The sequence below is a fragment of the Bacillus sp. AR13-1 genome, assembly GCF_008042285.1.
Classification (GTDB): Bacteria; Bacillota; Bacilli; order Bacillales; family Bacillaceae_G; genus Bacillus_A; species Bacillus_A mycoides.
Window position 1 is genome coordinate 20,382 of record NZ_QNUA01000026.1, and the last position, 13,300, is coordinate 33,681.

14 protein-coding genes and 3 pseudogenes are annotated in these 13,300 nt (G+C 36.2%); 12 read left to right on the forward strand and 5 right to left on the reverse strand.

The features are described from left to right. Positions 1-118: 118 nt before the first annotated feature. The 7 genes and pseudogenes from DN408_RS19745 to DN408_RS19780 all read left to right on the forward strand — a co-directional run bounded on the left by DN408_RS19745 (position 119) and on the right by DN408_RS19780 (position 5,082). The gene (locus DN408_RS19745) at positions 119-1,348 is read left to right on the forward strand and encodes a serine hydrolase domain-containing protein (protein WP_078178980.1); all 1,230 of its coding nucleotides are present in this window, start codon (positions 119-121) and stop codon (positions 1,346-1,348) included. A gap of 471 nt (positions 1,349-1,819) precedes the next feature. Further along, positions 1,820-2,245, forward strand: a pseudogene (locus DN408_RS19750) (alpha/beta fold hydrolase); the annotation flags it as partial. A gap of 64 nt (positions 2,246-2,309) precedes the next feature. After that, positions 2,310-2,471, forward strand: a pseudogene (locus DN408_RS32120) (DMT family transporter); the annotation flags it as partial. Between the two features lie 291 nt (positions 2,472-2,762). Then, positions 2,763-3,206 (forward strand): annotated as a pseudogene (locus DN408_RS19760) (acyl-ACP desaturase); the annotation flags it as partial. Positions 3,207-3,423: 217 nt separating this feature from the next. Beyond that, a complete protein-coding gene (locus DN408_RS19765; protein WP_002131165.1) occupies positions 3,424-3,885 on the forward strand; it encodes a CarD family transcriptional regulator in 462 nt (153 codons plus the stop codon). Between the two features lie 551 nt (positions 3,886-4,436). Beyond that, positions 4,437-4,583 carry a BC1881 family protein gene (locus DN408_RS19775; RefSeq protein ID WP_000738549.1) on the forward strand — a complete coding sequence of 49 codons (147 nt, stop codon included), beginning with the start codon at positions 4,437-4,439 and terminating at the stop codon, positions 4,581-4,583. Between the two features lie 265 nt (positions 4,584-4,848). Next, positions 4,849-5,082, forward strand: coding sequence for a hypothetical protein (locus tag DN408_RS19780; RefSeq protein WP_002131164.1), 234 nt, complete (start codon positions 4,849-4,851; stop codon positions 5,080-5,082). Between the two features lie 355 nt (positions 5,083-5,437). Here DN408_RS19780 and DN408_RS19785 read toward each other — a convergent pair whose 3' ends face one another. Further along, the gene (locus DN408_RS19785; RefSeq protein ID WP_002165394.1) at positions 5,438-5,713 is read right to left on the reverse strand and encodes a hypothetical protein; all 276 of its coding nucleotides are present in this window, start codon (positions 5,711-5,713) and stop codon (positions 5,438-5,440) included. Between the two features lie 399 nt (positions 5,714-6,112). On the opposite strand from DN408_RS19785, the gene DN408_RS19790 reads away from it, so the two are divergent. The 3 genes from DN408_RS19790 (at position 6,113) to DN408_RS19800 (ending at position 7,893) form a co-directional block, all read left to right on the forward strand. Continuing rightward, entirely contained in the window at positions 6,113-6,307 is a 195-nt protein-coding gene (locus DN408_RS19790; RefSeq protein WP_033730819.1) for a hypothetical protein, read from the forward strand. A gap of 65 nt (positions 6,308-6,372) precedes the next feature. Beyond that, on the forward strand, positions 6,373-6,684 hold the full coding sequence (locus DN408_RS19795; protein ID WP_002013825.1) for an ArsR/SmtB family transcription factor: 312 nt from the start codon (positions 6,373-6,375) through the stop codon (positions 6,682-6,684). Positions 6,685-6,804: 120 nt separating this feature from the next. Continuing rightward, positions 6,805-7,893, forward strand: a complete 1,089-nt coding sequence (locus DN408_RS19800) for a saccharopine dehydrogenase NADP-binding domain-containing protein (protein WP_033730818.1) — start codon at positions 6,805-6,807, stop codon at positions 7,891-7,893. Between the two features lie 449 nt (positions 7,894-8,342). Here the strand turns inward: DN408_RS19800 and DN408_RS19805 are convergent, their stop codons facing one another. From DN408_RS19805 to DN408_RS19820, 4 genes are all read right to left on the reverse strand, one after another. Next, entirely contained in the window at positions 8,343-8,714 is a 372-nt protein-coding gene (locus DN408_RS19805; RefSeq protein ID WP_002128169.1) for a cupredoxin domain-containing protein, read from the reverse strand. Positions 8,715-8,873: 159 nt separating this feature from the next. After that, positions 8,874-10,133: a serine hydrolase domain-containing protein gene (locus DN408_RS19810; protein ID WP_016120508.1), complete on the reverse strand. Its 1,260-nt coding sequence runs from the start codon at positions 10,131-10,133 to the stop codon at positions 8,874-8,876. Positions 10,134-10,232: 99 nt separating this feature from the next. Next, the gene (locus DN408_RS19815) at positions 10,233-11,432 is read right to left on the reverse strand and encodes an MFS transporter (protein WP_147740310.1); all 1,200 of its coding nucleotides are present in this window, start codon (positions 11,430-11,432) and stop codon (positions 10,233-10,235) included. 15 nt (positions 11,433-11,447) lie between these two features. Further along, on the reverse strand, positions 11,448-11,867 hold the full coding sequence (locus tag DN408_RS19820) for a MarR family winged helix-turn-helix transcriptional regulator (RefSeq protein ID WP_147740311.1): 420 nt from the start codon (positions 11,865-11,867) through the stop codon (positions 11,448-11,450). A gap of 173 nt (positions 11,868-12,040) precedes the next feature. Here DN408_RS19820 and phaZ point away from each other — a divergent pair, with 173 nt between their 5' ends. Continuing rightward, a complete protein-coding gene (phaZ, locus tag DN408_RS19825) occupies positions 12,041-12,958 on the forward strand; it encodes an intracellular short-chain-length polyhydroxyalkanoate depolymerase (protein ID WP_002013809.1) in 918 nt (305 codons plus the stop codon). 60 nt (positions 12,959-13,018) lie between these two features. Next, the gene (locus tag DN408_RS19830) at positions 13,019-13,243 is read left to right on the forward strand and encodes a hypothetical protein (protein WP_002128163.1); all 225 of its coding nucleotides are present in this window, start codon (positions 13,019-13,021) and stop codon (positions 13,241-13,243) included. Positions 13,244-13,300: the final 57 nt, after the last annotated feature.

Consider the following 13,300-nt stretch of genomic DNA (forward strand, 5'->3'; position numbering starts at 1 on the left):
CATATACATAAATACATTTTGTCGAAATTATTAAAAAGGGGAATTTTTCTATTTGAAGAACTAATAATTGATTGTCAATATGTATTAGAAATCTCAATCTAAACTAAAGGAGAACAAAATGGGACAAAACAATAAAGGCTTTTCTGAAACAGGATTGCGCAAAATGCGCAATGTACTGGCGCAGCATGTCGATTCTGGAAAGATTCCTGGGCTCGTCGCCTTAGTCAGCCGAAACGGGGAGACACACGTCGAAGCGTTTGGAACAATGAGGCATGATGGTGGCGCACCAATGCGTCGGGACACGATCTTTCGATTGGCGTCCACTAGCAAGCCGATCGCAGTTTCACCAGTAATGGTTCTGCTCGACGAGTGCAAACTGCATTTAGACGACCCAGTAGACAAATGGCTGCCCGAACTCGCTGACCGGCAGGTGTTGAAACAGCCCGATGGTCCACTGGAAGAAACCGTCCCAGCACGGCGTCCTATCACTGTACGAGACCTGTTGACCTCCACATTCGGTCTCGGAGTGGATCTCACGTTGATGGGTTCTCCGATCATGAACGCGTTCTTCGAGAGTGGGATATTCGACACGCCAGGGCAGGATATGCCCGATCCAGATGAGTTTATGTGTCGCCTAGGTGCACTTCCGCTAAGCTACCAGCCCGGAGAGCGGTGGCAGTATCATATCAGTATTGAAGTGCTCGGCATTCTTGTTGCCAGGGTCACGGGTCAGACATTCGAGTCGTTCCTGCGCGAACGCATATTCGATCCACTGGGAATGAAGGACACTGGTTTCTACGTGCCTGAGCTCAAGATTGACCGGCTTCCACCTGCCTTCAACCCAGATCCGCAGACAGGTGAGTTCATCGTGTGGGATGAGGGTACAGGCGGACGTTACAGCAAACCTCCAGCATTTCAAGCAGGCGGTGGTGGGCTGCTCGCAACCATCGACGATTATCACGCGTATTTGCAGATGCTGTTGAACAAAGGGATGCACGGAACCAAACGGATTCTGTCTAGGCCCGCAGTCCAGCTGATGACCACCAACCGTCTTACTCCTGAACAACAAGTATACCGAGACGATTTGGCCAAAAACAACGTCCATTTGTCGTTTGGACAAGGGATACAAGGTGGCTGGGGCTTTGGGATGGGGGTGCGTACCTATCTTGGAGACTACGCGTCTATCGGTCAATTCGGCTGGGATGGCGGAACTGGCACTACAGCTTACGCTGATCCAGACAAACAGTTTATTGGAATTCTGTTCACCCAGGTTGGGATGTCAACTCCGGCCCCATCGCATCTTATCCAAGACTTCTGGACCACGGTCTACCAAGCAATCGAAGACTGAAACCGAACTTAGGTATTGTTTAAAGGAAAACTCCAAGACAAATTATACGCATGATGGCCACCATCAACACCATGGTTAAAAGCTATGACAGGACGGGAAGTGTTGGAAGTACTACGAGAACAGTTTGGCATTATTAATAAGAGCCCAATAAAAAATCCTCTTGGATGCAAGAGGATTTTTTATTGGGAATAGTAAGGATGAGGGGAGGTGCATTACATATGGGAAAAGGTAGAAGTAATAATGCTGGTAAAAAGCAACCGAATTTCGATGATTCATCTAATTTCGCTAAACAAAGCCAACCGACAGAAAAGAAGAAATAAGAAAAGGATCTCTCTTTATTAAGAGAGATCCTTTTTTAAATATATTGACGTTTCAGCAAACATATCGATTGCTTAACCAAATAGTCATAAATACAAGGCTTAAACTCCTGCGAATGGAAGCCAATTTAATATTATTGTCCTGCTTTTTCTAATGGGTGGAATGATTGCTCAAATTGTAGCCTTGAGGAACCCTCAGCGAGTTCTAAGTATAACTTTGATTGCATCAAGTATTTTTGGCTCTGAAGACAACAAACGGAATTTGCCTCCGATCGATGAGAAGATACTCACTTACCATGCTAATGGGGCCAAACTAAATTGGTCGGATGAAGAATCTGTTGCAAATTACTTGGTTACAGGATCAGTGTTACTCTGTGGTTCAAAGCATAAGTTCGATGAGAAGAGGGCTTATAAGCAGGTAGAAAAAGAAATAAAACGAGCAACTAACCTACTCAGTATGTTTAATCACTCACTTCTTAAAGGCGATGATTCTTATGAGGGGAAGTTAAAAGAAATTAATATACCTACTTTGGTTATCCACGGTACAGAAGATACGCCGGTGAATCTAAAATACGAATACGCTTGAAAACAGAAGTGTATGGAGAAGAAATTGGCATAGATGTGGCCAATTTTTTGCTTAGTAGTTCGGCGTAATTGGAGGAATAGCTTCTGTGATAATTGGCGAATCAGATTTATCTGTATATTTATTTGCTGGCTGTCTTTCAAGTTGTATTGGAGCTGCTATTGCTTTAGGATTTGGAACAAAATATCAAAATATAGAATTACGGATAAAAAAGACTAGTTAAAAATCAGAATTTAGTGTTGATAATGGTTGGAAGCGGAACATGGTTATTTATTAGGGGGCACTATACATGCCCATCATGCTAAGGTCTTGAAGTACCCCCTAAACGGAATTTTTACTTTTCTACAGTTATTTATGTGAATTCAACTCGTTTTTTTCGTTTTGGGGGTGATTGATTTCTTAGGTTGATAGCGGTGTGGCGGTACCTCATTTAGAAGACTAGTATATACTGCTAGTCTTTTTTTTGAAGTAAAAAGGCCACCTATTCCCTAGGAGGCCCTTTTATTTTATATAACTACAAGAACTTGCAACGATGGTGTTTTACAATAATGTCGCTAAGATTGCAAGTAAGCATGATCCAGATCTTGCTACATTATTACGCCGCCTTGCCAAAGATGAGACCCTTCATTATGCTTTTTATCGAGACGTCATTTGAACACATTTGGAATTGGAACTTAACTATTGCTATCATATTGCCAATATAATTAGAAATTTTAAAATGCCAGGTGCTGTCATGCCTGATTTTGAAAATAGAATGGCTGTGATTGCAAAAGAAGCGAATTATGGCCCATTACATCCAGTACTTGATGTAGTGGTTGATTATTGGGGTTTAAAAGACTTACGACCAATTGCACCTCTAGCTGAAAAAGCAAGAATTGAGATTATGGAGTACCACACAAGATTGAAAAAAATACCGGAGCGATTTGGTCGTTTTCAAGGGAAAACTGATCTATGTTAATGAGTAGAGATTTCAGAATATAAGTGGGGAAATTCCCCTTCCCTTTATGGGGAATCTGACACACTCCCTATTGTTTTGGGGGTGTTTTTTACTTAATTTAATTTTTACCAAAAAAGTAGTTGACTACAAAAATCATTTTATGATATTATAAAATATTTGATAAAAAACAACATATATGTTAAGGTTAAGAAGGTTACCATATATGGAGGTGGATTATATGTTTCAAATTGGCGATAACATTGTTTATCCAATGCACGGAGCAGGTATAATTGAAGCCATAGAAGAAAAAGAATTCTCAGGAAAAAAGCAACAGTATTATGTTATAAAAATGTCAATCAGTAATATGCAAGTCATGATTCCTATGGGGAAAATATTAAGTTCGAGTATACGCCCAGTTACTGATATACTTGCATTAAAACACATTATACACATTTTTCAGCATGGAGAATCAGATAGATTATTACCGTGGAAACAAAGGTATAAAGTGAACACGGACAAAATAAAAACGGGTGAAATACAAGAAGGTGCCGAAGTTGTACGTGATTTAATACGTATGAAGAAAGAAAAAGCACTGAATACAAGCGAAAAAAAAATGTTGGATAACGCACATGAATTTTTGATTAGTGAACTAGGATTAATTAAAGGGATCACTGAAAATCAAATAAAAAGTTTCTGTTAAGATTCATTATAGATAATGTATTACATACCCCGAAAATATCCTGAATTTTTCGGGAATATGATTATTATTAAAAGTAAATCATTTCAAAGACATTCAACTTCTTCAACTCACTTTTTGAGTAGAAACCTCTTTTGTTATTACTTCAATCTAATCCATTTTTATTTTTAAATTTCTTTTACGAGCGTTCGAAGTTTCATCAAATAACGCGATCAAATAGTCACTTGATTTTTGAAATCCTGATTCACACTGGCACGGACAAGGATCCGTAAGGATGAAAGAGAGGTAGGGCTTTCATTGTTTTAGGTAATATATTATCTAAGTCATTATTTCTAGAAGAAAAAACAATCGATCTCACCGCTATCTCTTTAAGAGTTCCTTACATCTACTGAGACAGTGAATAGGTAATTGTTTATCTCTTCTTTACGTAAAATTGATAAACGAACTGGTAACACCATATGGTCAACTACAAAAAATGGTTTCCAGACCAGGAAACCATTTTTAATTTCATTTACATAACAATAATAAATTAAGCAGTAAGAAGGAGTGCACACATGAAAAAAATGTTAACAAAAGAATTAAGTAATGAATTAAAGAAGCGGGAAGGGGTCATTTCTATTACAGTTGAGCCTTATGAAAAAATCGAAGTTGGTGGAATTCGTGTAGATGGACCAGCTGTTATTCTAATTAATCAAGAATAGTTGAATGCATGAAGAAAAGGATCAGCCTTTAAAAGAAGGGAGGATCCTTTTTGTTTGCTACTTTTATCTGATGTGTTGGAGTTAAAACGGAAGGAGAGGGTCGGGATTATCATGGTGGAAAGCTTAATATTGGTAGGATTTCTTTTTACGTTATATAAATTAGTTGATAAAAAAACAAGCTAATTATTTAAAAAGATATATTGTTTCCCTTTTAAGGGCGAGATTTATTTGATAGTGAAATGGATAATGTAAAGGAGGAATTTAGATGGATGCAAGGAAAGAACGCATAAAATACGAGAAGATGTCAAAGAACTATGAACATATTTATTTAGTTTCGTTGCTCCTACTAATTGTACTTGTTTGTAGTAGTGTGGTTATCATAGGAGCTACAGGGGGAACATATGGAGTGTTTTTGTTGTTAGCAATTTTACTTAACGCACGTATTACGAAAGAATCTCAAAAAAAGTATGAGCACTATTCTAATAAAGGGCGTATTTAAAATGATACATAGCCTGAAAGGAACAACCTAGATGTACATGCAAAGTATCCCTATATCATTACCTATTAACTAGTAAAAAAGAATCGTATATAAATAATTTTTTAGTAATTTAGGAATAGAAAACGTAACTTATTAAAATGTTATTTTCGTTCATATAATGAATTATCCTTCTAGCATATTTATAGGATTTATATCATATAGTGAGAGAAAGAATGTAAGTTAGAAAGGAGTCTTATAGAATGAGTTGTTTGGAGGGAAATGACTTTAGTGAACAAAATATGGTAAGTGTACCTAATCCCTTAATTTGATTTATAATAGATTGGCGTCATAGATGACCAAATAAAAACACAGGGTTTTATCTCTGTGTTTCTTCAAATTTTCGTTTTTGAATATATGCTTGCGCATGAATAATTTCTTCCTGAAGCTCTTTTAATTCTTTCATAGATTCTGATTCAATAACCATGTAAGTAGTAACTAAACTGATCATCATATCCATCTTCTCTACTATATTTTGAATGACCTGTTCAGATTGCTCTTTTTTAGGGTGTTGTATTGCCTTTAATACATTTTCCATATAATTGTTTTTTCTTTGCTGGATATCATAAATAAACTGTTTTGTGTTTGAGTTCATTTGTTGTTCCTCCGTTTTGGATATACTTCTATTCTATCATATTTGAATAGAAAATATTGGATTCCCCTAAATTCACACCTGTCTCGTACATCTCCTCAAACAAACTTAGCTTGATGGCCATGGGGTACCGCCACATCGCTATCAAGCTAAGATTATACAACGTCAATTATAGTAGAGGTTGTTTCTTTTTTCTAAAGGCTACGTGTAGGGAACTTAAAGATTTGCATACGAAATAAACCCTAACGGGTTTCATTTTTTTGAATTAAGCCGCTTGATTATCAGACATGGCACAATTGTAAACGACACCTAATATATCAAAGACTGTATTCTTCTCATATCGATGAGATTTTCGCCCGTTTTTCTGTAGGAGGATAAACAGGAAAAGCAGGATCACTTGAGTTGGAAGCTTTTGATACAATCCGATATAGGCTTCGTGAATTTCATGGGTTTGCCCTGGTTGTAGCTGGAATGGATTTGGAAATTGTTACAGAACAAAGACCCGCCATTCTTACAAATCTGGAAAATCGAAAATGGCTGTTTATGAAACTTTCTATATTTATACTTAAAGTTGGTGCTACTTCTTTATTGCATTAGATAGTAATGTAATTTATAATACGTTTAAATGATTAAATTCTTAAACGGAAGGTAATGTTAGCGAAATGAACTGTAATGATAAAGTAATGCATATTTTAGAAAATTTAAGACCATGTTTTCAAGGGTTGGGAGATCCAACTCGTCAGCAAATTGTATCACTTTTAATTGATAAAGATAGCTTGAATGTGACGCAAATTGCGGAGAATATTCCCATGTCAAGACCTACTGTATCTCATCATTTGAAAATATTGAAACAATCAGGGTTACTTCAAGTTCAGAAAAAAGGCACTGAAATGTATTATTGTCTTGAATTTAATGAAACAATAAATCTTTTAAAAGAACTTGTTTCTTTAGTTGAAGATGAATGTAAGAACTAGGTACTCATTTATAGTTTAGGGACACCTTTTGTCCCTTTTTTTAGCGATAATATGTTAAAAGGTTTAAGTTTTTAATCATTTAAACTTATAATCTCATACTAATTAAAATGGAGGTTTCAGATGAATAAAAAAACAGTATTAATTGTTGGTGGGTATGGAGTTGTTGGTGGTCAAATTGCTCGAATTTTACATGATCGACATCCTGATTTGGAAATTAGATTAGGAGGAAGAACCTTAGGGAAAGCGTTACCTTTTGAATCAGAGAGAGTAAAAATAGTCAAGGTAGACAACACAACAGATGATCCCTTAAGAAATTTGGATGATAATTTCACATTAGTTGTTAATGCGGTTAATGATCCTCAAGATAGACTACTCCTATCTGCAGTTCGAAAAAAAATTCCATTGGTTGACATTACTCGTTGGACTGAACGTTTTAAGAGTTCTATTGATCGATTAAAAAATGTTGAGGTGCAATCCCCTATTGTATTAGCTTCAGGGTGGATGGGGGGGACAGCAGCCCTTTTTTCTAAAATTTATTCAAAAGATCTTCAAGAGGTTACGGTTGATATCAACGCACTATATTCTCTTCAAGACAAAGCAGGACCAAATTCAACAGCGTATATGGACCGGTTAACTATTCCGTTTGAAGTCAAAGCTCGAGAGGGAATGCGACAGGCTTATCCAATGACTAATCCAATCAAAGTCCGCTTTCCCAACGGTTATATAACCAAATGTTATCGTTTGGATACTCCCGATCACGTAACCCTGCCAGAATCAATTCATGCTGTTTCGACTAACTTTCGTATTGCTTTTGATAGTAAAATCTCTACATATGGACTGGTTTCTCTGGTGAATACAGGGATTTGGAAAATGATTAGCGGAGAAAAATTTACCAATTTACGGAAAAATATTCTCTATAAACCCGGAAGGGGAAGTGCACATAACATAGTTATTCACCTTAAAGGTTATGATGCTACTGGTGTATTGCATAGACGATGTGTGAACATATCAGATCCGTTAGGACAGACACATCTTACTGCTTTAGGAGCAGCTGTCCAAGCAGAGAATATTCTACAAACATCTGATATTGTGGTTCTGGATTCTAAAATTTACTTTCCAGAAAATCTATTAGATTTGGGTGTGAATGCATGTGCAATTTTAGACTTTTATAGAGAATATGGAGTTAATATTACGACAGAAAATATATAAAAGGTACCGTTCTATTCGTGTGACCCCTAGTACACATATGGCTATCAAGTTAAGAAATACAAATATATCCAAAAAGAGAGAATATGCATCTTCATGAGAAAATGTACATTCTCTCTTTTTGCGGTGTTATAAAATTCTTAAGTTGATGGACATGGGGTAGCACCACATCACCATCAAGCTAAGAAAAGCAAATATCTCAAAACAAAAAAATAAGCTTTTTTGTTACAAGTTAATACAAAATTTCGTTCTGGGGGTACTATAAAATATTAGCTTGATAGCAATGGGATAGCACCAACCAAACACAAATTTCGTACGCTACGACAGCGTAACGATTTTATGCTACCAGTAAAAAACTGATTAGTGAGAGCTCATAATGTGCGGGGGAGGGACAACCCCGCGAATTTAAGTTTCACTTTATAAAAAAAGTAAGGATCGACCGGTACCGCTCGTTATTGGACTATTACTTTTCCATCCATTCCTTTCAAGTAGTGGAACCGACATATTAGTTCATATGTACCGGGAGTTTCAGGTTTTACGGTAATTGTTATTTCTTTTCCTGACGGGACTTCGGCGTCAATTCCGAGTTTTTTCACCGTAAAGGTATGTTCTCTATTTCCTTTGTTTTTCAATAGCAACGTCGTCGTTTTCCCAGCCGGAACAGTGATGATACTCGGATTAAAGTAATCATCATTCAATTCAACCTCAATAGGCTGTCTCACAACGTCGGATTCGGCAAATACATGGAGCGAGCCTAAAGTAGTCATAACTACAATCATCGCAAGTGAAATGATTAATCCAGTTAATAGCTTTTTCACAGACATTCACAATCCCTCCTTTCCTAAGCACTAGTGTTTTCAAATTACTAAAATATTATCAATATAAATGGGGTTTAGGCGTGGCTTAAATAGTAATTCTTTCGGCAACTCCTACTAACCAAGTACTAACTGGAATAGGATTTGGGTAAATAAAAAAAGCCTCCACTACTGTGGAAGCTTCTCCAAATGATGTGCAATATCAATATACATATCGGAATAAACCGAATGGATTTCATTACTAGGCGCAGCGTTAGAAGAGAAGTGGACGATTACCATACTTGCTTTCGGATCAATGTAAAGAGTTTGTCCGTAACTGCCTAACACTTCGAAAGCACCTTGTTCATTGTGCGGAATCCACCATTGATTATGATAAGAAATGGAAGCACCATGACCAATTGCGAGCTCACCTTCTTGTACATTTTTCACACTTTCTGTAATAGAAGAAGGGACGATTTGTTTGCCGTCATATTGACCATTATTTAATAGTAATTGTCCGAACCTCGCCATATCTCTAGCAGTTGCATTTAAACCAGCGCTTGCTTGTTCTACTTTTGTTTCATCTGTAACGTAATACGCGTTTTCTTCCATACCAATTTGAGACCAAATTCGTTCGCTTACATTTTCAGCTAACGATTTCCCTGTAATCGTTCGGATAATCCAAGCGAGTGTTTCAGTTGATCCGTTATTGTAAGAAAAAGCTGAACCAGGTGGTGCAGTTTCTTCTGCTTCTAGTAACATATCATAAATTTTCATAGGCCCCTCGTAATTTTTACCTCGGGGTAAAATATTACTAGCTAAATATAGTTGTGCATCTTGATTTTCTAGTCCTAGCTGCATATATCCGTGAGTAGGGTATTCAGCGGAAACTTGCATGTCCATTAATTGCTGAAGTGTTGCTTTTCCAAACGGTGTATTTTTTAATTCTTTTATGTAAGTGTCAGCTGTTTTCTCTACATCAATAAGATTTTCTTCAGCGAGAGATTGTATGATTGCACCAGTAAACACCTTTGCTAATGATGCCATTCCATGAGGTTCACTCTCGTTATATCCATTGAAATATCGTTCATAAACAAGTTGACCATTATGTACAACGACAAAAGCATCTGTTTTGTTTTCGTCTAAAAGTTTTTTTAGAGGAGTCGTATTTCCAAATCTACGCTCCACAGCAAAATCGTCTAAGTTTTGTAACGCGGTAGGGAAGGGAGCAACTTGGTCAGGGATGTTTTTTACTTCATTTATTAAAGTGAATTCTTTCATATGTGTATACGACCAGCGTAAGTAAGGATCGTCCAACCAGTTTTCTTTTGTGACATTTGCTTTAGTGGGGGTCGTTTTATTATTTTTAAAAAAAGTAAACCCAAGCCCTGTAACTACGAATAGTAATACTAGTAACAGTAATAGCAGGGGAGATTTCTTTACATTCATATAGGTACCTCCTTTAGTTTCTATTATAAGTATACGCTCGTCTTAAAATAAATACAAAATAAGGAAAGTAAACGGGTAAGTTTACTTTCCTTATGAGCGTTAAGCAGATATTTGTCCGTCTGTACTTTGTTTCTTGAATTTTTGTTTTCGTCCGTGTAATCCATAATATAGAAGTAAAGTGAACGCAACGATAATAGCTGCGATAAAATACATATTATGATAACTTGATTTGGCAGCGACTATACCTAAAATGAAAGAACCGAAGCCAATGCCACTATCAAAGAACGAGTAGTAAGTAGCTGTCGCAGAACCACGTCGATGGTTTGGAGCGGCAGAAATTGCAATCGTTTGGAAACTTGGAATTAATGTTCCGTATCCTAAACCGATTAACATACCTGCGCCAAGGAACCAAAATGAAGTTTGCGCTTGGCTTAAAATGAACATCCCAATTGTGAAAATAATAATAGCGGGATAAATAAGTACATTTTCACCGAAACGATCAAATATTTTCCCTGTAAATGGACGAGAAATGACCACAACAAGTGCGTATAAAATAAAGAAGTAACTTGCAATTTCGCTTAAACCGAGTTCTTTCGCATAAATAGGAATAAAGGATAAAATGCCACTATAAGAAAAGGCTAAAACAAATCCTGTTAGAGCGATTGGAATAGAAGATGGTTCAATTAAGTCTTTCCATTTCATTTTTTCTTGTTTTTGTTTGTTTACTGGTGCTTCATGCGGAATATTGACTAGTAATCCTAATAAAAATGCGAGTAATGAAAATACTGAACAAACGATAAATAGTACAGTAAATGAAAAATGAGAAATAATTGTTAAACCTAAAAAAGGACCAATTACCATCGGTAGACTCATAAATACGCCGTAATAAGCAAGTGCTTCGCCGCGTCTATGAGCTGGTGCTACATCAGTTACAATTGTTCCAGTTGCTGTTGTTGCCATTCCGAATCCAATACCATGTAAGAAGCGAAGGGCAAGTAATAAAAATAAACTTTGCGTACCGAAATACATAACAGTAGCGGCTAAAAATAGTGAAAGTGAAATAAATAATATTTTCTTTCTTCCTAAATCATCGAGCCATTTTCCTGTGAATGGTCTACATAAAACAGATGAAATAAGAAAAACAGTTGCAACTAAACCAATTTCCTCAGGTTTTCCTTTTAGGCTGTCTATAACATAGACAGGCAGAGTAGTCATAAGCATGTAAAATGTTAAAAAGAGAAACAGACTACTAAAACAAGTTCCGAGGAAATCCTTCGTCCAAAGTTTTTCACTTTGCATCGTCATCCCTCCATATTAATGATCTAAATTTTTGATAATTTGTTGTAACAATTGAAAAGCTTCATGTAAGCCTTCTTCTTTAATACCTTCTAGCGTCTTTTCTTCAAAGGAATCAACTTCTTCTTGCCATAGTGGAATCATTTTTAGTGCAGTATCAGATAATGAAATCAACTTTTCACGGCGATCTTTTCCTTCAGTACGAATAATCCAGCCCATCGTTTCCATACGTGTTAACGTACGAGTCATCGTTGGTGATTCAACATTTAAATACTGACATAATTCTGTTTGGGTACAAGATCCAGTTTGATTAATGCGGAAAATAACAGCCCATTGCGCACTAAATAATCCTGTTGGAGATACACGTTCATTAAATTTCTTCGTAAACTTACGAGAAGTTTGACTGACAATGTGGAAAAAATGTTGTTTTTCGTCCATGTATTTTGATCCTTTCAAATTAGTTACCTAGCTAACTATATACCTTTTTATTTTACTTGTCTAGTAATAGACATGTTGTTTTATGTGGAAATTTCGTATAGATTTTGTATTGAGAACGTACATTCTACATGTTATTCTTTAATTAAGTAAAGAATTTTCTTTCTATTAAAAGAATGGGGGAACTTGTGATGATTAAGCCTGCAACAATGGAGTTTGTTTCACTATCGAACGGAGAAACGATTGCGTATCAGGAAGTTGGAAGGCAAAATACAGAAATTCTTGTACTCATTCACGGGAACATGACATCGTCACAACACTGGGATTTAGTTATTGAAAAGTTGCAAGATCAATACCATATTTACGCTCTTGATTTAAGAGGATTTGGCCAATCAACATATAATCAATCGATAGATTCTTTACAAGACTTTGCAAGAGATGTAAAACTATTTATCGATCAATTAAAACTAGAAAAATTTTCATTAATGGGCTGGTCAATGGGCGGTGGTGTTGCGATGCAATTTACAGCGAATCATCCAACATTTGTCGAAAAGTTGATTTTAGTAGAATCAGTGGGAATGAAGGGATATCCAATTTTTAAAAAAGATATTAACGGGCAACCGATCGTATCAAGTTTAGTAAAGACGAAAGAAGAAATCGCGCAAGATCCCGTACAAATTGCTCCAGTGCTAGATGCGATAAAAAATATGAATAAATTATATTACCGTACAGTATGGAATCTATTAATATATACACATAATCAACCTGAACCGGATCGTTATGAAAAGTATTTAGATGATATGTTAACGCAACGTAATTTCGTAGATGTGAATTATGCGCTCATTACATTTAATATTTCGGATGAACATAACGGGGTTGTAGAGGGGAATAAGCAAATTCATCATATTAAAGCTCCAACACTCGTCATACAAGGTGACAGAGATTACGTCGTACCGCAAGTAGTCGGTGAGGAATTAGCAAAACATTTGCCAAATGCAGAGTTGAAGATATTAGAAGATTGCGGACACTCACCGTTTATAGATTGTTTAGATGTGTTTATAAAACATGTAGAGGATTGGTTAGACAATAAATAATTCCCGAAATATAAAACTTGCATATACTATAGCATTTGTATGTATAAGGGGAGAGAGTCAATGCATAATCCATTTTTAATATATCATTCTCCATATAATGATCATCAATATATAAAAATGATTATAAATCCGATGTATATGGAAGTTTCATCAGCTGTAGTTCCTTTGCAAGTGCAGCAATCAATGGTCCATACACATCCGATTTTATTTGGGCCTTCATTTTATGAAAATCCATATTTTAAGCATTTTCATTACAATGTGAAAGCGCAAGTATGGGAAGGATAAGAAGCTAAAAGGTTCATTCTTTTAGTTTCTTTTTTATTATGAATATTCGTACACGCA